The sequence below is a fragment of the Chitiniphilus eburneus genome, from assembly GCF_005048205.1.
Taxonomy (GTDB): domain Bacteria; phylum Pseudomonadota; class Gammaproteobacteria; order Burkholderiales; family Chitinibacteraceae; genus Chitiniphilus; species Chitiniphilus eburneus.
Genome location: NZ_SUMF01000034.1, coordinates 1 through 20,670 on the forward strand (window position 1 = coordinate 1; position 20,670 = coordinate 20,670).

General features: G+C 63.4%; 19 protein-coding genes. 13 read left to right on the forward strand and 6 right to left on the reverse strand.

From position 1 onward, the window contains the following. The 3 genes from FAZ21_RS17625 to FAZ21_RS17635 form a co-directional block, all read left to right on the forward strand. Positions 1-1,382, forward strand: a 1,382-nt coding sequence (locus FAZ21_RS17625; RefSeq protein ID WP_136774746.1) for a tetratricopeptide repeat protein, incomplete at its 5' end; no start/stop codon positions are given. A gap of 60 nt (positions 1,383-1,442) precedes the next feature. Further along, positions 1,443-1,841, forward strand: coding sequence for a peptide-methionine (R)-S-oxide reductase MsrB (gene msrB, locus FAZ21_RS17630; RefSeq protein WP_136774774.1), 399 nt, complete (start codon positions 1,443-1,445; stop codon positions 1,839-1,841). A 109-nt stretch (positions 1,842-1,950) separates the two neighbouring features. Next, positions 1,951-2,565 carry an SEN1982 family lipoprotein gene (locus FAZ21_RS17635; protein WP_136774747.1) on the forward strand — a complete coding sequence of 205 codons (615 nt, stop codon included), beginning with the start codon at positions 1,951-1,953 and terminating at the stop codon, positions 2,563-2,565. Between the two features lie 88 nt (positions 2,566-2,653). Here the strand turns inward: FAZ21_RS17635 and FAZ21_RS17640 are convergent, their stop codons facing one another. The 6 genes from FAZ21_RS17640 to FAZ21_RS17665 form a co-directional block, all read right to left on the reverse strand. Next, positions 2,654-3,874 carry an EAL and HDOD domain-containing protein gene (locus FAZ21_RS17640; RefSeq protein ID WP_136774748.1) on the reverse strand — a complete coding sequence of 407 codons (1,221 nt, stop codon included), beginning with the start codon at positions 3,872-3,874 and terminating at the stop codon, positions 2,654-2,656. 81 nt (positions 3,875-3,955) lie between these two features. Next, positions 3,956-5,869, reverse strand: a complete 1,914-nt coding sequence (locus tag FAZ21_RS17645; protein ID WP_136774749.1) for a chemotaxis protein CheA — start codon at positions 5,867-5,869, stop codon at positions 3,956-3,958. A 50-nt stretch (positions 5,870-5,919) separates the two neighbouring features. Further along, positions 5,920-6,681, reverse strand: a complete 762-nt coding sequence (cheZ, locus tag FAZ21_RS17650; protein WP_136774750.1) for a protein phosphatase CheZ — start codon at positions 6,679-6,681, stop codon at positions 5,920-5,922. 21 nt (positions 6,682-6,702) lie between these two features. Next, entirely contained in the window at positions 6,703-7,092 is a 390-nt protein-coding gene (cheY, locus tag FAZ21_RS17655; RefSeq protein ID WP_136774751.1) for a chemotaxis response regulator CheY, read from the reverse strand. A gap of 54 nt (positions 7,093-7,146) precedes the next feature. Continuing rightward, positions 7,147-8,091, reverse strand: coding sequence for a chemotaxis protein (locus tag FAZ21_RS17660; RefSeq protein ID WP_136774752.1), 945 nt, complete (start codon positions 8,089-8,091; stop codon positions 7,147-7,149). Between the two features lie 54 nt (positions 8,092-8,145). Then, the gene (locus FAZ21_RS17665; protein ID WP_136774753.1) at positions 8,146-9,096 is read right to left on the reverse strand and encodes a chemotaxis protein; all 951 of its coding nucleotides are present in this window, start codon (positions 9,094-9,096) and stop codon (positions 8,146-8,148) included. A 205-nt stretch (positions 9,097-9,301) separates the two neighbouring features. Between FAZ21_RS17665 and FAZ21_RS17670 the strand changes: the two genes are divergently transcribed. From FAZ21_RS17670 to fliI, 10 genes are all read left to right on the forward strand, one after another. Then, positions 9,302-10,477 carry a sensor histidine kinase gene (locus FAZ21_RS17670; RefSeq protein ID WP_136774754.1) on the forward strand — a complete coding sequence of 392 codons (1,176 nt, stop codon included), beginning with the start codon at positions 9,302-9,304 and terminating at the stop codon, positions 10,475-10,477. An 80-nt stretch (positions 10,478-10,557) separates the two neighbouring features. Continuing rightward, positions 10,558-10,863: an STAS domain-containing protein gene (locus FAZ21_RS17675; protein WP_018748675.1), complete on the forward strand. Its 306-nt coding sequence runs from the start codon at positions 10,558-10,560 to the stop codon at positions 10,861-10,863. 12 nt (positions 10,864-10,875) lie between these two features. Next, complete coding sequence (locus FAZ21_RS17680) at positions 10,876-12,591, forward strand: fused response regulator/phosphatase (RefSeq protein ID WP_136774755.1); 1,716 nt, start codon at positions 10,876-10,878, stop codon at positions 12,589-12,591. Positions 12,592-12,706: 115 nt separating this feature from the next. Continuing rightward, on the forward strand, positions 12,707-13,420 hold the full coding sequence (locus FAZ21_RS17685) for a chemotaxis protein CheB (protein WP_246038768.1): 714 nt from the start codon (positions 12,707-12,709) through the stop codon (positions 13,418-13,420). Between the two features lie 57 nt (positions 13,421-13,477). Next, positions 13,478-14,821, forward strand: coding sequence for a sigma-54-dependent transcriptional regulator (locus FAZ21_RS17690; protein WP_136774756.1), 1,344 nt, complete (start codon positions 13,478-13,480; stop codon positions 14,819-14,821). A gap of 92 nt (positions 14,822-14,913) precedes the next feature. Further along, positions 14,914-15,237, forward strand: a complete 324-nt coding sequence (gene fliE, locus FAZ21_RS17695) for a flagellar hook-basal body complex protein FliE (protein ID WP_136774757.1) — start codon at positions 14,914-14,916, stop codon at positions 15,235-15,237. Positions 15,238-15,272: 35 nt separating this feature from the next. Beyond that, complete coding sequence (gene fliF / locus FAZ21_RS17700) at positions 15,273-16,970, forward strand: flagellar basal-body MS-ring/collar protein FliF (RefSeq protein ID WP_246038770.1); 1,698 nt, start codon at positions 15,273-15,275, stop codon at positions 16,968-16,970. A gap of 144 nt (positions 16,971-17,114) precedes the next feature. Beyond that, complete coding sequence (gene fliG / locus FAZ21_RS17705; RefSeq protein ID WP_246038772.1) at positions 17,115-18,122, forward strand: flagellar motor switch protein FliG; 1,008 nt, start codon at positions 17,115-17,117, stop codon at positions 18,120-18,122. A 202-nt stretch (positions 18,123-18,324) separates the two neighbouring features. Beyond that, positions 18,325-19,245: a FliH/SctL family protein gene (locus FAZ21_RS17710; protein WP_136774758.1), complete on the forward strand. Its 921-nt coding sequence runs from the start codon at positions 18,325-18,327 to the stop codon at positions 19,243-19,245. Continuing rightward, complete coding sequence (gene fliI / locus FAZ21_RS17715) at positions 19,238-20,638, forward strand: flagellar protein export ATPase FliI (RefSeq protein ID WP_136774759.1); 1,401 nt, start codon at positions 19,238-19,240, stop codon at positions 20,636-20,638. The genes FAZ21_RS17710 and fliI overlap by 8 nt, the downstream gene beginning before the upstream one ends. Positions 20,639-20,670: the final 32 nt, after the last annotated feature.

Consider the following 20,670-nt stretch of genomic DNA (forward strand, 5'->3'; position numbering starts at 1 on the left):
CTGGCGATCACGCGGCCGCGTGCGAGGCGCTGGCCCAGGCGGTCCGGCTCGATCCCACCGCGCCCGCGCTACGGGTGAACCATGCCAGCATGCTGCGCGCGCTGGGCGATGCGGCCGGCGCGCGCGCCGAGCTGGAGGCGGCGCTGCGCCTGGCCCCCGGCGACATCAATGCGCGCTACAACCTGGCCAACCTGCTGCTGGACAGCGGTGACGAACAAGGGGCCGTCGCGGCCTATCAGGCGGTGCTGACCATGGCCCCTGGCCATGCCGGCGCGCGCTATAACCTGGGCTGCCTCGCGCGGCGGCGCGGGGACATCGAGGCAGCACTGGCGTGGTTTGAGCAGGTGGTGGCGCAGGCGCCGACCCATGCCGACGCCTGGCATAACCTGGCGGGGTGTCGCCGGGCGCTGGGCGACTGGGATGCGGCGCGTGCCGCCTATGAACGATCGGTGGCGCTGGAGGACAGCGCCCGCTCGCGCTACGCGCTGGGCACGCTGGATCTGTTGCAGGGCCGCTGGCGCCCGGGTTGGGACGGGTACGAGGCGCGCTGGGAGGCGTGTGGGCGGACGCTGCCGGCTTTGCCGCTTCCCACCTGGCTGGGCGAGGCGGTGCCACCCGGCGCCCGCCTGCTGGTCCACGCTGAGCAGGGATATGGCGATCTGCTACAGTTCGCGCGGTTTCTGCCGGGGCTGCGGCAGCGGTTCGCCACGGTGACGGTGGCGTGCCCGCCCGCGCTGCTGGCGCTGCTGGCGGCGAGCCTCGATGGCATCGAGGTTTGCGACAGCCTGCCCGACCCCGCCGATTTCACCCACGCCGTGGCCATCATGTCGCTGGCGCGGGTGCTGCATCTCGACGAGGCCGCGCTGGGTCGCTACCCGGTGCCCTACCTGCGCGCGCCCTCGGGCGCACAGGCGGGGGCGGAACGGGGCCCCGGGCTGAATGTGGGCCTTTGCTGGACCGGAAACCCGGCACAAAGTGATAACCTGTGGCGATCGATTCCACTGGGCTTGCTGCGCGGGTTGCGCGACATCCCGGGCATTAGCTGGCATAACCTGCAACAAGGCCAGGCTGCACAAGCCCGTGCAGCGGGTTTTGAGCTGCGGGACGCCAGCGGGCAGTGGCGCGATTTCGGCGATACGGCCGCCTATCTGGCTGTATTGGATTTGGTTATCACCGCCTGTACCTCGATCGCGCATCTTGCAGGGGGGCTGGGCAAGCCGGTATGGCTGCTCAGCCGTTTCGATGCCGACTGGCGCTGGTTGCTGGACCGGCAGGACAGCCCCTGGTATCCGAGCATGCGTATCTGGCGGCAACCCACGCCGGGCAACTGGCCGGCCGCCGTGGACAAGCTGGATCGGGCGCTGCGCGACCTGGCGCGCTGAGGCGGGGCGATGACGCGGCCACGGTCGTCGCCGATGGTCATCACTGGAGCACAAGACACGATGAGCGGCAAAGTCGTCAAAAGCGATGAGGAATGGCGTGCGGTCCTGACGCCCGAGCAATACCGGGTGACCCGGCAGGCGGGCACCGAGCGGCCGTTCAGCGGTTCGCACTATCTGCGCAACGAGGCCGGCGATTACACCTGTATCTGCTGCAATGCGTTGTTGTTCCACGCGGATACCAAGTTCGACGCCGGTTGCGGCTGGCCCAGCTTCTGGGAGGAGGCGGTGCCGGGGGCGATTGTCCGCATTCCCGACTACAGCCATGGGATGGCCCGCGTCGAGGTGCGCTGCGCGCGTTGCGACGCCCATCTGGGGCATGTTTTTCCGGATGGCCCGGAACCGACCGGCGAGCGCTACTGCATAAATTCAGTTGCAATTGGCTTTAAATCAGTTGATTGAGCGACTTCATGGTGTAAGCTTTCGGCTTTCGACCTTGTGCTGATGCCAGCACGCTGGCCCCATGTTCCATGAGGCGCCCTTTAACGTGAGGAAACGTGCAATGCAGAAAATGACCAAACTTGCTCTGGTGGCCGCGGTGGCGGCGATTGGCCTGGTGGCGTGCGGCAAGACCGCCGACGAGGCAAAGACCACCGTCAACCCGCAGGAACTGATCAATTCCGTCAACAGCTACCTCAGCACTGCGGAAAAGACCTGCATTCCGGTTCCGGTACGGTTCGGCGAGCCGGTTGCCGAGAAATACGAAACCCTGACCGAACCCAATGGCGCGCAGTTGGCCGCGCTGGTGAAGGCCGGGCTGATCCAGGTTGCGCCGGTGGACGGCGAAGCGGGCATGGTGCAGTTCACCGTGACCGAGGAAGGCACCAACTACTACACCGGTCTGACCGAACCTGCCGGCCCGGGCTTTTGCAGCGGCACGCTGGAAGTGGACAAGGTGGCCGAGGACAAGGCGGTAGAGGAAAAGGGCGAATATCGTCGCCACGCGCTGACCTACACCTACAAGGTGGCGAATGCCGCGGCATGGCAGACCCAGCCGGACATCCTGGCGCAATATGCGAAGTTCGCCGAGTTGGTGAATGGCGCCGGTACTGCCAAGATGACCACCGAGGTGGAAAGCCGTGGCCGTGGCTGGAACGTGGTGGAACAGACCGAGTTCGCCAACTGATCCTGGCGCGGCCCCAAAAACAAACCCCGCCATGGCGGGGTTTGTTTTTGGGGCGGGGGCGTACATCCGGCGATGTCGCCCCCCAGCATCAGACGCCGAGTTCTTCCACCCAGGCCAGCGATTGCACGTGCGCGCGATTGAGCATTTCGGGCGTGATCTGCAATTGCTCGCACAGACGCGGTACTTCGCTCATGTCCGGGTCTTCGCAGGCCTCGGCCAGCTCCAGGAACGGGCCGTAGATGTTGCTGCGCGACAGCAGGGCGTCGCTGATCGATTCCGGCAGGATCAGCGTTTCGAGCACGCGATCCATCGGCATGTCGAGCAGGACGTCCAGCAGCGAGAACATCCCCACGATGAACAGGTTGTCGCGATCCTGCCCGTCCAGCAGATGGCTGCCCAGCAGTTCGACCAGGCGGCCCCGCGTTACGGCGGTCTTGAGCAGGGCAGGGGCGGAGCCGGTCTCGGCGCCGGCGGTCACGAGCAGCAGCGTCAGCCAGCGGTACAGCTTCTGGTAGCCCAGGATGGTGACCGCGTGGCGGAACGACTGGATCTCGCACGACAGGCCGAAGCCCACCGAGTTGATATACCGCAGCAGCTTGAACGACAGGGCGACATCGCGCTTGAGGGCGTTTTCGATATCGCGGATTTCCGCGTTGTTACGCAACATGTTCAACAGGTTGAGAATGTTGGCGTAGCTGGGGTTGATCACCTTGGCGGACAGGGTTTCCGGGTGGGCGAAGTAATAGCCCTGGAAGCAATCCAGCCCGATATCGAGGCACTGCTTGAATTCGTCCTTGGTTTCGACCTTTTCGGCGACCTGGAGTACCGGGTACTTGCGCAGCTCCTTGGACAACCCCGGAATCTGCGGCAGGCCAAGCTGCTGGATATCCAGCTTGATGTAGTTGGCGTACTCCATGAACGGCAGCGTCTGCGGCGTCAGCACGAAGTCGTCCAGGGCTATGCCGAAGCCTTGGTTGCGTAGTTCCTTGATCCGGCCCAGGAGTTCGGGCGTCGCGGTGGTGGTCTCCACGATCTCCAGCACCACGCGTTGCGGGTGCAGCAGTTCGAGGAAGTTGCTCTCCAGCATGGATTCCGCCACGTTGATGAAGGCAAGCTTGCTACCCACCAACCAGTCGGTGCCCATGTTGGAGATCGTGTTGACCAGCACGTTGGTGCCGGCCTGCATGTCACTGGAAAACTCGGCGGATGTCGCGTCCTTGTTCAACCGGAACAGCAGTTCATAGCCAATGATCTGCTGTTGACGGTTGAGGATGGGCTGACGGCCGATATATGCGTGTTCTTGCGTCATTGTCGAGTACCTGCGGGCGGCGGCGCGATGCGCTGATTTCAGTATCGGCTGATTCTAGCGTCAGCCTAGCTTATTCGCCATTCAAGCTGGATTTTCGACGAGGCGCGAAGTCTTCACCGCCGAAGTATCGGCATTCGACGACGAAAGCAGGTCTTCCATATCCAGCACCAGCACCACGGAGCCGTCGCCGGACAGCGTGGCCCCGGCAACCCCGCGTGGGCGGATGTTCTGTAGCGGTTTGATGACCACATCGTCGCGGCCGACGAAGCTGTCCACGGCCAGGATGAAGGAGTGCTCGGCCGACTGCATCAGCACGCCGAACTGCGGCACCTGGGTTTCTTCCCAGCCGATCAATGCGGCCAGCGATTTCACCGGCAGGATTTCGTCGCGCACCACGATGGTGGCGCGGCCGGATACTTCCTGGACCTGATCGGCCCGGATCGGGATGATCTCGCGCACCATGGCCAGCGGCACCGCAAACGGCTGGTCGCAGATCTTGACCACCAGCACCGGCAGGATCGCCAGGGTCAGCGGCAGCGAGATCGAGAAGCGCGAGCCTTCGCCGGCCAGCGACTGGATGTCGATCCTGCCGTTGAGCTTCTGGATGTTGGTCTTGACCACATCCATGCCCACGCCACGACCCGATACGTTGGAAATCTGGTCCTTGGTGGAGAAGCCCGGCAGGAACACCAGATGCAGGCTCTGCTTGTCGTCCATGCTGTTGGCGGTCTCGATATCGATCACGCCCTTGTCGATGGCTTTCTTGCGCAGCACGTCCGGACGCATGCCGCGCCCATCGTCGGTGATTTCGATCAGGATATGGTCGCCCACCTGCGTGGCGGACAACTCGACCACCGCCTTCGCCGGCTTGCCGGCGGCGATCCGCTCGGCGGGGGTTTCCACGCCGTGATCGACCGCGTTGCGGACCAAGTGGACCAGCGGATCGTTCAGATCCTCGATCATGGTCTTGTCGAGTTCGGTTTCCTCGCCGGTAATGACGAGTTCGACATCCTTGCCCAACTGGCGGGCCAGATCGCGCGCGAGGCGGGGGTATTTCTGGAACAGCCGGCCGATCGGCTGCATCCGGGTTTTCATCACCGCGTTCTGCAGGTCGCTGACCAGCAGGTCGAGCTGGCTGATGGCCTCGTCCAGCGCCTTCATGGTCGGGGTATCCATCTTCCCGGCCATGACGTCTGCGCGCAGCGTGGTCAGGCGATTCTTGGTCAGGCCGATTTCGCCGGACAGGTTCAGCACCTGATCGAGACGGACGGTGTCGATCCGGATCGTGGTTTCCTGCGTCGCGGACGACAACTGCTGCGCGGCGGCTTGCGGGGCCTTGGTGGCCACGGCGGGTTGCAGGGTCTGCATCGGTTGTGCCACGACGGGGGCCTGGACCGGGAGGCTTTCCGCCACGGCGAGCGGACGCGATTCGTCATCGTCCTCGTCGTCCTCCACGTCCAGCAGGGCGTTGTAGAGGCCGTTCCAGTCCGGTTGCTGGCCGCTGTTGCCCGTTGCCGCCTGGGCAGGGGCCGGCGCCTGGGCCACCGGCGTTGCGACGGGAGCCGCGGGCGCCTGTGGCGCGGCGGCGGCCTGCTGGATGGGCTTGCCTTGCAAGGTTGCATCCAGATTGGCGATCAGCTCGGGCGAGGCCGCTTGCGGCGCACGCCCCTGGGTCAGCGAGGTGAACATGTCGCGAACGACGCCAGTGGCGGCGAGAATGCTGTCCATCAGCTCCGGCGTCAGCGCGAGTTCGCCATTGCGCAGCTTGTCGAACAGGTTCTCGGTGCGGTGGCACAGGCTCACCATCACATCGACATTGAGGAACCCCGCGCCACCCTTGATGGTGTGGAAGCCGCGAAAGATGTCGTTCAACAGGTGCTTGTCGTCCGGCCGCTTTTCGAGTTCCACGAGCTTGTTATCGACTTCCGACAGCAAATCCGAGGATTCGGTCAAAAAGTCCTGAAGTAAGTCTTCCATGCCGGCAAAGTCGCTCATCTCGGCCTCCCAAATGCGATGCTAATCGTTACGCTGTACCGCCTGGCTGATCAGAAGCCCAGGCTTTCCAACAGGTCGTCGACCTGTTGCTGATTGGTCACAATATCCGTGCGACCCTCGGTCGTGATGACCGGCCCGTTCAACAGGCTTTCATCGTGCTTGAGTGCCTGTGGCGAGAAGGCCAGCAGGAACTCCAGCAGTTGGGCTTCCATATCCTTGGACATCATCAGGATCTTCTTGATGACCTGTCCGGTCAGATCCTGGAAGTCCTGCGCCATCATGATTTCCAGCATCTGCGCGTTGATCTGGTCCGAATGCATCGCCGTGGCGTTCAGATGCGTGCGCGTCTTTTCCACCAGCGATTTGAATTCGTCCACCGAGAGCTGGTTGGCAAACAGCTTGTCCCAGTCCGACGACAGGGCCCGGGCCCCGTTGGCAATGCCGTCCTGCAGCGGGCGGGCCGCATCCAGCGCATTCAGGGTGCGGTCGGCGGCCTGTTCGGTCATGGTCGCGACATAGGACAGGCGATCGCGGGCATCCGGAATCTGCGATGCGGCGCGTTCCAGCGATTTGTCCAGCCCCAGCTCGCGCAGGGTATCGTGCAGTTTCCGGGTGAGCTGGCCGATCTGCGAGAACATCGAACGCGCCGGTTCGCTCATTTCTTCCGTCGGCGCGTGCTTGGCGGCGGCGGCGGGGGCTGCCTGGGCCTGCTCGGGTGCGCTGGGCGTATCTTCTTGCTGCGCCTGGACAATGCTGTCGAACAGCGCTTCCAGTTCTGCGGAATCACCGCTATTGAGGGCTTGGTCGCTCACGGTTGGCCTCCTTGAGCCTTCTTACTTATTCATGGTGGCGAAGATTTTCTTCAGCTTCTCGTCGAGCGTCGCCGCGGTGAACGGTTTGACGACGTAGCCCGATGCCCCTGCTGTTGCTGCCTCGATGATGTTCTCCTTCTTGGCCTCCGCCGTGACCATCAATACCGGCAGATGCTTGAGTTGCGCATCTGCGCGGATGGCTCTCAACAACTCGATGCCGGTCATGACCGGCATGTTCCAGTCCGTCACCACAAAGTCGTACGTCGTGTTCTTCAGCTTGTGCAATGCCACCTGTCCGTCCTCGGCTTCTTCCACATTGGAGAAGCCCAGTTCCTTCAGGAGGTTTCGCACGATGCGGCGCATGGTGGAGAAATCATCCACCACGAGAAAACGCATATTGTTGTCAGGCATTATCTAGCTCCATTCACACGTCTAACCGCGCGTGATTTGAATCGGGACTCAAGCTTAGCCGACAACGAAGGGTGTGACGGTATCGGCCAGCACGATGGGGTCGAATTTTGCCACATACGCATCAACGCCGACGCTCGCGCCCATGGCGCGGTTGGCGTTGGAAGACAGCGATGAATGCATCACCACGGGAATCCCTGCAAAGCGGTGGTCGGACTTGATGTGTTTGGTCAACACATAACCATCCATTTCCGGCATTTCCGCGTCTACGAGAATCATCTTAAGTTTCTGCCGCAACGGTTCGTTATCGTGCCCGGAGCGGTTGGCCAGGTTCTGCAGTTTTTCCCATGCCTCCTTGCCGTTGTTCGCCTGGTAGTACTTGATGCCGATCTTGTCGAGCACGCTGACGATTTCCTTGCGGGCCACCATCGAGTCATCGGCGAAGAACATGTAGGACTCGGGATTGACCTGCCCCTTGGGCAGATCGGGGATCACCGGCTCGCCGATCACGCTGGCGAGGATCTGCTCCACGTCCAGGATCGATACCAGCTTGCCGTCGGGAAGCTCGGTCAGGGCGGTGATCAGTTGCTGGGTGCCCGACAGCATGGATTCCGGCGCGCGCACCTTGTCCCAGTCCACGCGGATGATGCGATCCACGTCGTGCACCAGGAAGGCCTGCGTGTGCTTGGAGAATTCGGTCACGATCATCGTGCTGTTCGCGTCGGCCGGCGGCTTGTCGTGCGTGGCGACGAACTTGGAAAGCGAGATGACCGGAATGATGTTCCCGCGCAAGGAGATCACGCCTTCCACGCCCAGTGGCATGTTGGGCGTCTTGGTGATCTTCGGCGTCTGGGAGACTTCCCTCACCTTGAAGACGTTGATGCCGAAGATTTCGCGGGTTCCCAACGAAAACAGCAGGATTTCCATTTTGTTGGAGCCCGCCAGCTTGGTGCGGGCATCCACACTTTCAAGCAGATTGGCTTGGACGGTGCTCAGGCTCATGGATTGACTCCCAGTGGATGATGCGGCGGCGCTTTGAGGATGGATGAAGGGCGATCAGCTTTTCAGCAGGAAGGATGCGATGCTCTCGGACAATTTGTGCGGCTCGAACTTGGACACATAGCCATCCACGCCCACGGAATGCCCCAGCTTCTGGTTCGATGCGCCGGACAGCGAGGAATGCATCAGGACGGGGATACCGGCGAAGCGGGGATCGGTCTTGATCAGTCGGGTCAGCATGTAGCCGTCCATTTCGGGCATCTCGACATCCGTCAGTACCAGATGGAGGATATCCTTCACCGGTTTGTCCTGGATGGCGGCGCTTTGTGCGATCCGTTGCAGTTCGTCCCAGGCGCGCTTGCCGTTGATGGCATGCTGCTGGTGCACGCCCATGGCATTGAGCGTGACTTCGATCTGCCGGCGCGCCACGATGGAGTCGTCGGCGAAGAACACCATCTTGTCGGCGAACTTGTGGTCCCGCACGACGAGGCTGGTGTCGATGTTTTCGTCGGTCTGCGTGGTTTCCGCAAGCACTTTCTCGACGTCCAGCATCATCACCAGCTTGCCGTTGTCCAGCTCGGTCACGGCGGTGACGAGGCCGCCCATCTGGGTGATCAGCATGTCGGGCGGCACGCGCATCGACGACCAGTCCAGCCGCAGGATGGTATCGACCGCCTCGACCAGAAACCCCTGCGTGTGGCCGTTGTATTCGGTCACGATCATGATTTCCGGGCGCGTGTTGGTCACGATGCCGGCATACTTGGCAAGATCCACCACGGGCACCAGTACGCCCCGCAGGCTGACCATCCCTTCCACGGCATCGGACATTTCCGGTGCCTGGGTGATCTCGGGGGTGCGCATGACTTCGCGCACCTTGAATACGTTGATGCCGAAGTTTTCCCGCCGGCCTGAACGTTGGTCCACACCCAGGGTGAACAGCAGGATCTCCAGCTTGTTGGTGCCTGCAAGCTTGGTTCGGGCGTCAATGGTTTTCAGAAGTTCGGACACGATGCGACTCCGGGGCGCTAGGCCGATGGGTGGTCGTTAGGAAAACTTACAACCGAGTTGTTGCTCGATTGGAACACAAAGTGAAGGGCAGGGTATGACGAGCATCAAGCGCCGGTCAATTGCTCGAAACCCGTAAATACTAATGCCTGCCGGCAATTTCAGTTCTTTATAATGCAAAAGAACTTAGGGGACAAGGAGCTAGCAATTGGCAGAACACCCACCAAGTCTGGACCCGAAAGAGCTGGAAACAGCGTTTTCATTATTCACAATGGCGTCCGCGCAGCTCACCGAGGCTTACTCGGAGCTACAGCAACAGGTCGAATCGCTGACTCGCCAACTGGAGATAACCAATGGAAACCTGGTCCGTGAATTGGAGGAAAAGGCCGCGTTATCCCGCCGCCTTTCACTATTACTGGCGCATCTGCCAGCAGGTGTTCTGGAAGTTGATGGTTCCGGGAAAGTGATTGCGATGAATCCCGCGGCGCATCGGCTGCTATTTCCACTGGACGAAGGAATGGATTGGCGTGCATTTACCGAATCGCACCTGGAAATGGATTCGGCCACCGATCTCTGGAGCTATTCCCATTCTGACGTGACTCTGCGATTGAATTTAAGTGAAGGGCAAATGCCGGAGGAAAGCAGTCGAATTGTGCTGGTGCAGGATCTGACCGAAAGCTGGACATTGCAGCAGGATCTGGTGCGGCATAAACGCCTGGCCGCAATGGGGGAGATGGCGGCCGGATTGGCGCATCAGTTGCGTACGCCATTGGCGACGGCACTGCTTTATAGCGCCAACCTCACCAAACCCACGCTGGCGGAGAACGAACGTATCCGTTTCGCGGAAAAAACGCTGATGCGCCTGCGGCATCTGGAGTCGCTGATCCAGAACATGCTGCGCTTCGTGCGCGGCCAGTCGCTGTCGCAGGAGCGGTTCGACGCGGTGGGCTGTGTCCACGAAGCGCTTCAGACCATGCAGCCGCAACTGGATGCGGCGGGGGTGACGTTGCATGCGACATTGCCCAAGGCCGGGATGGAGGTCGTGGCCAATCGCAAGGAGTTGCAGGGCGTCATCCTGAACCTGCTTGACAATGGCATGCACGCCACCCCGGCTGGTGGCACAATCGCGGTAACCCTGGCGGGCGACAAGGGGGAACTGGTGATTTCCGTGCGCGATACCGGCCGGGGCATGAGCCCGGAGGTCCAGGAACGCCTGTTCGAGCCCTTTTTCACCACCCGAAAGGATGGAACCGGGCTGGGGTTGGCCATCGTGCAGAATCTGATGTCACAGTTCGGTGGTAGTGTGGCGGTTTCGTCGTCCCCCGGGCAGGGCAGCGAGTTCGTGCTACGGTTGCCACTGTGGGTGTCGCCATCTAATGTATGATGAGCGCCGGCATGGCTTAAGGGTTGTGTCAGTATGTCAAGAATGCTTGGATTTGAAACCGTACAAGAGGTTGATTTCGTATGACGCCAACCGTTGAGATCGAAGGGGATGTGGGTCGTGTCATCCTCTCCGGGCAGTTCGACTTCAGCGCGCACCGGGAATTTCGCCAGGTGTGCGAAACGCTGATCGCGGATCCGTCGGTGAAGGAAGTGCTGGTCGATTTCCAGAATGTGAATTACCTGGACAGCTCTGCGCTGGGCATGTTGTTGCTATTGAAGGAAAAGATTGGCGTGGCGAACAAGAGCCTGGCGCTGGTCAACTGCCGGGATACCGTCAAGCAAGTGCTGGAGATCGCCTGCTTCGGCAAGATCTTCACGATACGCTGACCTGTTCCACGCATGAAAATACTGGTCGTTGACGATACCGAAGCGGTGTTATTGCTGATTTCCCGGTTCGTCGAGGCCCTGGGGCATACATCCATTGTTGCCCGCGATGGCGGGCAGGCCGTCGAGGTGTGGCGGGCCGAGCGGCCCGACATGGTCCTGATGGACATGATGATGCCGGTGATGAGCGGCCCGGAAGCCGCCATCGCCATCAAGCAGGAGGCGGGCGCCAGTTGGGTGCCGGTGGTGTTCGTCACCGGGATCGGTGAAGAGAACCGCCTTGCCGAAGCCATCGAGCGCGGTGGCGACGATTACATCAACAAGCCGGTCAACTTCCGGGTTCTCGAGGCCAAGCTCAAGGCCTTCGACCGCACGCTGGAACTCAATCGCAAGGTGCGCGAGCAATCCGCCAAGCTGGCGGATTACTACGACCGCGCCGAGGAAGAAAAGCGCGTGGTGCGCCATCTGATGGAACAGATGGTCAACGCCGAACGGCTGTACGACCCCTTGCTCGAATACTGGCTCACGCCGGCGGAAAGCCTCTCGGGCGACCTGATCGCGGCGGCGCGCACGCCGGGCCAATCCCTCTATGTGCTGCTGGCCGACGGGATCGGCCACGGCCTGACCGCCGCCTTGAACGTGCTGCCGCTGACCCAGCCGTTCTACAGCATGACCGAGAAGGGCTACGCGCTTTCCGACATCCTCACCGAAATGAACAACAAGGTGCGGCAGGTCCTGCCGGTGGGGCGCTTCGTCGCGGTGGTGCTGATCGCCATCGACGAGGTCAACGGCTGGGTGGATGTCTGGAACGGCGGCATGCCGGGTGTGCAACTGATCGGGCTGGACGGCACCAGCCTGCATGTCTGGAAGTCGGCGCACCTGCCGCTGGGGATCGTGCCGACCGAGGCGATGGATGTCATTCCCGAGCGGCATTACTTCGATTCGCCCGGCAGCGTGGTGGCGTATTCGGACGGCCTGATCGAGGCGCGCAGCCCGCTGGGCGAACCATTCGGCGCCGCGCGGCTGATGGAAACGCTCGCCAACTGCCCGCCGGAGGAGCGGATGGCGGAGGTCAAGCGTTTGCTGACCGTCCACCTCGACAGCGCCCCGCACCACGACGATATCTCGCTGATCATGGCGCATTGCGGCCTGCCCCAGCGCATCCTGCCCGAAGAGGGCCCCCCGGGGGGGGCGCCCGACCTGAGCGGCTTGCAGGAAACCGACGAACCGCAGTGGCGCTACGGCCTCACGCTGGGCGCGCATGAGTTGCAGCATATCAACACCGTGCCGTTCATGATGAACTTCATCAACAAGGTGATCGCTTCCAACGAAAGCCAGTCCGATGTGTTCCTGATCCTGACCGAATTGTTCGTCAATGCGCTCGATCACGGCGTGCTGGGGATGGATTCTTCGCTCAAGCGCGAGCCGGAAGGCATAGAGTTCTATCTGAACGAGCGGGCCAAGCGGCTGGCTGGCCTGACGCAAGGCCAACTGGAGCTCGATCTCTCGGGCATGCGCATCGACGGCCAGGATTACCTGCGCATCGTGGTCAAGGATAGTGGGCAAGGGTTCGACTGGCGGCACTGGCTGGCCCAGGACCTGGCTTTTGCCGGCGGCCTCAGCGGTCGCGGCATCGCCCTGGTCCGCGCGCTGTGCGCGTCGTTGCAATATCGTGGCACGGGGAGCGAAGTGCATGCCTACTATCGCATCAAAGGCGCGCGGCAGGATTAGCACACCATTCCTTGAGTTAGGTCGATTCGCCCTGGAGCACTTGCACCCCGGCAAGAGCCTGTTCACCATGTTGCCTTTCTGTTTTGTTCCCTAATTCCGCCGCGACGATCTCCACATGGCAGCAGACAAAGACCAACGACGCGGCCCGCAGGGGAGCCCCCCCTCCATCCTCGAGCTTCCGACGATCTCGGTGCCTCCCAGCCACAGCGCGGATATCGTGTTGCCGCTGCACCCGCGCGTGCCGGCCAGGCTGGAGCGTGTCATCGTGGTGGGCGCCTCCACCGGGGGGACGGAAGCCCTCAAGGATCTGCTGCTGCCCATCCCCGCGCACGCGCCGCCGATCCTGATCGCGCAGCACATGCCGGAACTGTTCACCAAATCCTTCGCCGAACGCCTTAATTCCATTTGTAAAATCACCGTCAAGGAAGCAAAGCAGGGCGAGCGGATTCTGCCGGGGCATGCCTATGTGGCGCCTGGCCATTCTCATCTGCTGCTGGCCGGTTCGCCCGGCAGCTATGTCTGCGAACTGTCGCAGGCACCGCCGGTGAACCGGCATCGGCCGTCCGTGGATGTGCTGTTCCGTTCCGCGGCCAATGTCGGTGGCCGGAACATCTTTGGCGTGATCCTCACCGGCATGGGCCGCGATGGCGCCCAGGGCATGCGTGAGTTGCACGACGCGGGCGCGTACAACATCGCCCAGGATGCCGCCAGTTGCGTGGTGTTCGGCATGCCCAAGGAGGCGATTGCGCTCGGGGGCGTCAACGAGATTCTGCCGCTGCGGGAAATCGCCGCGCGCCTGATGGTGCTGGTCACCAAATTTGGTGGATAGGCGCCCCGGGCGGCAGGCCCGGGGGATGCCGGACTATTTACAGAGGGAGAATCGTGCATGTCGTTGCCGATCCTGATCGTCGAAGACGACGATGACCTGCGGGATGCGCTGACCGATACGCTGGAGCTGGGCGGTTACTCGGTATTGAGTGCCAGCGATGGCGCGGCTGCGCTGAAGCGGCTGGAGAACGAACGCGTCGCGCTGGTGCTGTCCGACGTGCAGATGCAGCCCATGGATGGCGAAACGCTGCTGTACGAGGTCAAGCACCGCTATCCGTGGCTGCCGGTGATGCTGATGACCGCCTACGGCGTGGTGGAAAAGGCCGTGGCCGCGTTGCACGCCGGCGCCTGCCACTACCTGCCCAAGCCCTTCGAGCCCGACCAGTTGTTGCAGGAGGTGGCCAAGTACATGCTGCCCGGCAGTGAGGACGATACCGTCATCGCCGAGGACCCGGCCATGCGCGGGCTGCTGGACATGGCGCGACGGGTTGCCGCCTCCGATGCCTCGGTGCTGATTTCCGGCGAATCGGGCTCCGGCAAGGAGGTGCTGGCGCGTTTCATCCACCGTACCAGCACGCGGGCGGAACATGCCTTCGTGGCGGTCAATTGCGCCGCGGTGCCGGAGCAACTGCTCGAATCCACTTTCTTCGGCCATGAGCGCGGTGCGTTCACCGGCGCGGCGAGCCAGCATATCGGCAAGTTCGAACAGGCCAACGGCGGAACGCTGCTGCTGGACGAAGTGACCGAAATGCCGCTGCCGCTACAGGCCAAGCTGCTGCGGGTATTGCAGGAACGGGAAGTCGAGCGGGTAGGGGGCGCGCGGCCGATCCGCGTGGATGTGCGGGTGGTTGCAACCAGCAACCGCGATATTGCCGACGCCGTTGCGGCGGGGCAGTTCCGCGAAGACCTGTATTACCGCCTGAACGTGTTTCCGCTGCATCTGCCGGCGCTGCGGGAGCGGCCATCGGACATCCTGCCGCTGGCGCGGGCGATGCTGGCGCGGCATGCCGCGCGCATCGGGCGCCGCCCGCCGACCCTGAGCCATGCCGCGGAGCAGATGCTGGAGGCCAATGGCTGGGAAGGCAATATCCGCGAGCTGGACAACGTGATCCAGCGGGCGCTGATTCTCGCGCCGGGCGACGAAATCCAGGCGGAGCACCTGTATTTGCCGACCGTACCGGCAAAAGCTGCCGTCGCGGCGTCTGTCCGGTCGTCGGGTGAGACTGGCGAAAACACGGCTCCGACCGATATCAAGGGGTTGGAGAAGCACCATATTCTTGAAACACTGAAGGCCTGTGGGGGCGTTCGCAAGCTGGCGGCGGAGCGGCTGGGCATGAGCGAACGCACGTTGCGCTACAAGTTGCAGCAGTATCGCGAAGAGGACGGCGCCGACCCGGTGTAGCATGAATGTGCCAGCGCGCTGTCCCTGGCGCAGGAATTGCTTGCTCCCGTATCGTTACGGCCCCTACAATTTCGCTTGAAGGAAGGCGAGTCATGAGCGTGCAAGGTATCGACCAACTGCTGGGTGAATTGAAGGCCATGTCCTCGCTGGCAGCGGGACAGGCTCCGGCACAGGCGCCCGCCGCGAATGAAGGCCCGGATTTCTCCGATCTGCTGAAGAGTTCGCTCGACCAGGTGAACCAGATGCAACAGGAGGCCCAGGCCCAGCAGGCGGCATTCCAGGCCGGCGAACCCCAGGCCGATTTGCAGGACGTGATGGTATCGCTGCAAAAGGCCAGCCTCTCCTTCCAGACCATGGTGCAAGTACGGAACAAGCTCGTCAGCGCCTATCAAGAAATTATGAACATGCAGGTCTGACTGCGGGTTCTGCTCGGGGCGATTCACGGTAATTTATGGCAGAGGCGGGCGTAGCGGCTGACGGCAATCTGATAACCGCAAGCGGCCCGCAGGCGCTGCGGCAGCGTTTTGCCGCGCTTTCCGGTGTGCGGCGCCTGGCCATCATGGTGGGCATTGCGGCCGTCATCGCCGTGATCATCGGTTACTCGCTGTGGACGCGGGAACCGCCTTATCGCATCCTGTTCACCAATATTCCCGACGCCGAAGGCGGTGCCATTGTCCAGGCGCTGCAACAGGCCAATACCCCCTACAAGCTCGAAGCAGGCGGCACCATCTCCGTGCCCGCCGATCAGGTCTATGACCTGCGGCTGCGGCTGGCCGCGCAGGGCCTGCCCAAATCCGGCAATGTCGGCTTCGAGCTGATGGACAACCAGAAATTCGGCATCTCGCAGTTTGCCGAACAGGTGAACTACCAGCGCGCGGTGGAAGGCGAACTGGCGCGATCCATCCAGACCATCGCCGCCGTGGACAGCGCGCGCGTGCATCTGGCGATGCCCAAGCAGACGGTTTTCCTGCGCGATCAGCAAAAGCCCACCGCCTCCGTGATGCTCACGCTGCGGCCGGGCCGGGTGCTCGACGATGCCCAGGTCGCCGGCATCGTCCACCTCGTGTCCTCCAGCGTGCCCGCGCTACCGGTCAAGAACGTCACCGTGGTGGACCAGGACGGCAACCTGCTGTCGCGCGCGCCCGAATTGAATGCCTCCAACCTCGACGCCCGGCAGTTGCTGTATGTCCAGCAGATCGAGAAAAACTACGTCGATCGCGTGCAGGCGATTCTTGAGCCCATCGTCGGCAAGGGCAATGCGCGCGCCGAGGTCACCGCGCAGCTCGATTTCGCCGAGGTGGAGCAGACCTCCGAGACCTTCCGCCCCAACAATGCTTCCGAGGCCGCGATCCGCAGCCGCCAGACGCTGAGCACCCAGGGCCGCAATACCGAGCAGAATCCGGCCGGCGTCCCCGGCGCGCTGTCCAACCAGCCGCCCGGCGCCGCCGCGGCGCCCATCACCGCGCCGGTGGCTTCCGGTATTGCCGCCGCCACCAGCGGCAGCGCCAATTCGCACAACGAATCGACCACCAACTACGAAGTCGACAAGACCGTGCAGCACGTCAAGCAGCCGGTCGGCACGGTCAAGCGCCTGTCCGCCGCCGTGGTGGTCAACTACAAGCCGGGGTTCGACAAGACGGGCAAGGCCACCTATCTGCCCTATACGCCCGAGGAAATCACCCAGCTCAACAACCTGGTGCGCGAAGCCATCGGCTACAACCAGCAGCGTGGCGATTCGGTCAACCTGGTGAACGCCGCCTTCGCCGACTCGCTGCCGCTCGAAGTGCGGCCGTTGCAGGAGAAGGCGCTCGACTACGTGAAGCAAAACTATGCCGAGCTGATCAAGCTGGCCCTGATCGGCCTGGTGGTGCTGTACCTGCTGTTCTTCGTGGTGCGCCCGTTGATGAAGGATCTGGCCCGTCCGCGCGACGTGCCGGGCACCTACGATCTCGACCTGGGCGATACCGAAGCGGACGACGACGGCGCGATGGTCGGCGGCGAGGAGGAAATCCAGCGCTCCGCCGCCTTTGCCGACCTGTTGCAGCAGAGCAAGGAAATCGCCAAGAACGACCCGCGCATGGTGGCCACCATCCTGCGCGAATGGATGTCGAACGAAGAAGAAAACGCCAACCCGAACAAACTGGGTTGAGCGTCCTGCTGAGGTTTGGTCCGGCGCGCATCGCGGCTGCCGGCCTGTTTCCCTGATCGACATACTCCAGCCGGAGGAGATGCAAAGCGCATCCGGCGGGTCTTCATCGAAGGCCTGGGCAATGGCCCGAGCGGGAGGTTCGGCATGGCTGCCAACATGAATGAAGAAGGGGTGCGCAAAGGCGCCATCCTGCTGATGACCCTGGGCGAAGAAGCGGCCGTGGACGTGTTCAAGTATCTCGGCCCCAAGGAAGTCCAGCGCCTGGGCTTTGCCATGGCCAACATGAACAACGTCAAGCGCGAGGAAGTGGACGTCGTGCTGGGCGATTTCATCGCCTCCACCCAGAACCGCGCCAATCTGGGCGTCGCCGACGAATACATCCGCTCGGTGCTGACCAAGGCGCTCGGCTCCGACAAGGCCGCCAACCTGCTCGACCGTATCCTGCAAGGCAACGACAACAACGGCATCGAATCGCTCAAGTGGATGGATTCGGCCGCTGTCGCCGAACTCATCAAGAACGAACACCCGCAGATCATCGCCACCATCCTGGTGCACCTGGAGCCCGATCAGTCGTCCGAGATCATGAGCCAGTTCACCGAGCGCCTGCGCAACGACGTGCTGTTGCGGATCGCCACGCTGGAGGGCGTGCAGCCCGCCGCGCTCAAGGAACTGAACGATGTGCTGACCCAACTGCTGTCCGGCACCGACAAGCTCAAGAAGAGCGCCATGGGTGGCGTGCAGATGGCGGCGGAAATCCTCAACTTCATGGGCGGCGTGGTCGAGGCCAGCGCGATTTCCAGCGTGCGCGAGTACGACCCCGAGCTGGCGCAGCGCATCCAGGACAAGATGTTCACCTTCGACAACCTGATGGACGTGGACGATCGCGGCATCCAGTTGCTGCTGCGCGAGATCCAGTCCGATTCGCTGGTGATCGCCCTGAAGGGCACCAGCCAGGTGCTCAAGGACAAGATCTTCAAGAACATGTCGCAGCGTGCCGCCGAAATGCTGCGCGACGACCTGGAGGCCAAGGGGCCGGTCAAGTTGTCCGAAGTCGAATCGGAGCAGAAGGAAATCCTCAAGATCGTCCGGCGACTGGCCGACGAAGGCCAGATCGTCCTGTCCGGCAAGGGCGAGGAAGGCCTGGTCGAATAGGGCGGCGGCACCTCGCGGGCCGGGGGCGTCGTTTTGCCCCGTCGGCCCGGCCCCGCTTTCTCCCCCGCGCCGACGTTCCGGCCCGCTCGCCGGGCCGGTCGAGGTCCCAGCCGCTCGCCAATCACCGTTTCAGCCTTTATTCTTGCGACAGGGCCGCGCTCCGCGGCCCTGTCGTTGTCCTATCTAGCCAAGAGATTTCGCCATGCCGACGCCACCGCGCCGCGTGATCCCCCGAGAAGAACTGACCGCCTGGGAACGCTGGGAACTTGGTGCGCTCAACGAAGAGGCCGAGGAGCGCGCGCGCGCCGTCGCCGCCGCCAAGCAGCAGGCGCAACAGCCGCCCCCGCCGCCGCCCGCACCGGAGCCGGTCGCGCCCGAACCCGAGCCCGAACCGGCGCCGGCCGAACCCGAGCCGGAACCCGTCCCGCCTCCGCCGGAGGTCAACTGGCCCACTGCCGAGGAAATCGAGGCGATCCAGCAACAGGCGCAGCGCGAAGGCTTCGAAGCGGGCCTCGAGGCTGGCCGGCTGGCCGCCGAGGTGGAAGTCTCGCGGCTGAAATCGGTGCTGGGCGAACTGGAGACCATGGCGGTGCGGCTGGATGCCGAACTGTCGGAAAAGGTACTCGATCTGGCGCTGGTGATCGCGCGGCAACAGGCGCGCAAGGAGATCATGGCCGACCGCGAGCGCCTGATCCCCGTGGTGCGCGAGGCGGTGGCCACCCTGCCGCCGCTGCGCGTGCCGGCGCGGATCAGCCTGAATCCCGCCGACCACGATGCGGTGGAGGGCCTGCTGGGCGGCGAGTTGCCCGGCGATATCTGGCGCCTGGTGCCCGACCCGCAGGTCGAAGCGGGCGGCTGTCGCATCGATTCGGCCACCTCCAGCGCCGACCTGACGCTCGGCACGCGCTGGGCCAACCTGATCCGCGTCCTGGGCCGGCAGCAGCACAAGGAGCTGGCGTGGGAGGCCGAGCCGGCGCCGGTCGCGGACGAAGCGCCGCCCGCGCCGTTGCCCGCCGCTGGCGCGGCAGACCCCGCGCCGGCTTCGTTCCTGCCGCCGTTCGAATCGGGCGCCATCGACCCGCTGGCCGACAGCGCGCCCTTGCGGAGTGTCGACGATGACTGATCTCACCGGCCGCCGCCAGAGCTATCTGGACGAATGCGCGCAGGCGGTGCGCTGGGTGCGGCCCTGGTTGCCGCGTGGCCGGCTGACGCGTGTCTCCGGGCTGGTGCTGGAGGCCGTGGGCCTGCGGCTCGCCATCGGCGCCTCGTGCGACGTGATGACGCCCAGTGGCCACCCGGTGGAAGCGGTGGTGGTGGGGTTCCAGGAAGACAAGCTGTTCCTGATGCCGATCGCTGAGCTGTATGGCGTGGAACCGGGCGCCGAGGTGATGCCGCACGAGGACATCGCTGCCTGGGTGCCCGAATATGGCAAGCCGCGCCCACCGCAACGCCGGCTGGAGGATCACGGCCGGCAGGTGCCGGTGGGCTGGGGCCTGCTGGGGCGCATCCTCGACGGCCTTGGCCGTCCGCTCGACAACAAGGGGCGGCTGGAGCAGGAAGGCTTCATGCCGCTGTACGCGCGCCCGTTCAACCCGATGGAGCGCGAGCCCGTCCGCTATGTGATGGATGTCGGTGTGCGCGCCATCAATGCCATGCTCACCGTCGGCCGCGGCCAGCGGCTGGGCCTGTTTGCCGGCTCGGGCGTGGGCAAATCGGTGTTGCTCGGCATGATGGCGCGCTTCACCACCGCCGATGTGGTGGTGGTGGGCCTGATTGGCGAGCGCGGCCGCGAAGTGAAGGATTTCATCGAGAATATCCTGGGCGACGAAGGCCGCGCCCGTTCGGTGGTGGTGGCGGCGCCGGCCGACACCCCGCCATTGCAGCGGCTGTATGGCGCCGCCTACGCCACCGCCATTGCCGAGTATTTCCGCAACGAAGGCAAGCATGTGCTGCTGATCATGGATTCGCTCACCCGTTACGCCATGGCGCAGCGCGAGATCGCGCTGGCGGTGGGTGAACCGCCCGCCACCAAGGGTTATCCGCCGTCGGTGTTCGCCCGGCTGCCGCAACTGGTGGAGCGTGCCGGCAACGGCCGCGAGGGCGGCGGCTCGATCACCGCGTTCTACACCGTGTTGTCCGAGGGCGACGACCAGCAGGACCCGATCGCCGACAACGCCCGCGCCATTCTCGACGGCCACTTCGTGCTGTCGCGGCAACTGGGCGAATCCGGCCACTACCCGGCGATCGATATCGAGGCCTCGATTTCGCGGGTGATGCACGACATCATCACCCACGAAGAGCTGGAGCTGGTGCGTAAGTTCAAGTACCTGTGGTCGCGCTACCAGCGCAGTCGTGACCTGATCGCTGTCGGCGCCTACGCGCCCGGCTCGGACCCGGTGCTGGACGACGCCATCCGCCGCCATCCGGCGTTCGAGCGCTTCCTCCAGCAGAACATCCACGAACGTGAAAGCTACCAGGGCGCTAGAATGAAGCTGGCCGAATTGTTCGCCAACTGAGCGGCGTCAACCCGCTCGCAGGCCCGGGACGG

Bases quoted from the DNA above. Each gene is read 5' to 3' on its own strand.
- msrB (WP_136774774.1), top strand. From the start codon at position 1,443: ATGAGCGGCAAAGTCGTCAAAAGCGATGAGGAATGGCGTGCGGTCCTG.
- FAZ21_RS17635 (WP_136774747.1), top strand. From the start codon at position 1,951: ATGACCAAACTTGCTCTGGTGGCCGCGGTGGCGGCGATTGGCCTGGTG.
- FAZ21_RS17640 (WP_136774748.1), bottom strand. From the start codon at position 3,874: ATGACGCAAGAACACGCATATATCGGCCGTCAGCCCATCCTCAACCGT.
- FAZ21_RS17645 (WP_136774749.1), bottom strand. From the start codon at position 5,869: ATGAGCGACTTTGCCGGCATGGAAGACTTACTTCAGGACTTTTTGACC.
- cheY (WP_136774751.1), bottom strand. From the start codon at position 7,092: ATGCCTGACAACAATATGCGTTTTCTCGTGGTGGATGATTTCTCCACC.
- FAZ21_RS17660 (WP_136774752.1), bottom strand. From the start codon at position 8,091: ATGAGCCTGAGCACCGTCCAAGCCAATCTGCTTGAAAGTGTGGATGCC.
- FAZ21_RS17675 (WP_018748675.1), top strand. From the start codon at position 10,558: ATGACGCCAACCGTTGAGATCGAAGGGGATGTGGGTCGTGTCATCCTC.
- FAZ21_RS17680 (WP_136774755.1), top strand. From the start codon at position 10,876: ATGAAAATACTGGTCGTTGACGATACCGAAGCGGTGTTATTGCTGATT.
- FAZ21_RS17685 (WP_246038768.1), top strand. From the start codon at position 12,707: ATGGCAGCAGACAAAGACCAACGACGCGGCCCGCAGGGGAGCCCCCCC.
- FAZ21_RS17690 (WP_136774756.1), top strand. From the start codon at position 13,478: ATGTCGTTGCCGATCCTGATCGTCGAAGACGACGATGACCTGCGGGAT.
- fliE (WP_136774757.1), top strand. From the start codon at position 14,914: ATGAGCGTGCAAGGTATCGACCAACTGCTGGGTGAATTGAAGGCCATG.
- fliF (WP_246038770.1), top strand. From the start codon at position 15,273: ATGGCAGAGGCGGGCGTAGCGGCTGACGGCAATCTGATAACCGCAAGC.
- fliG (WP_246038772.1), top strand. From the start codon at position 17,115: ATGGCTGCCAACATGAATGAAGAAGGGGTGCGCAAAGGCGCCATCCTG.
- FAZ21_RS17710 (WP_136774758.1), top strand. From the start codon at position 18,325: ATGCCGACGCCACCGCGCCGCGTGATCCCCCGAGAAGAACTGACCGCC.
- fliI (WP_136774759.1), top strand. From the start codon at position 19,238: ATGACTGATCTCACCGGCCGCCGCCAGAGCTATCTGGACGAATGCGCG.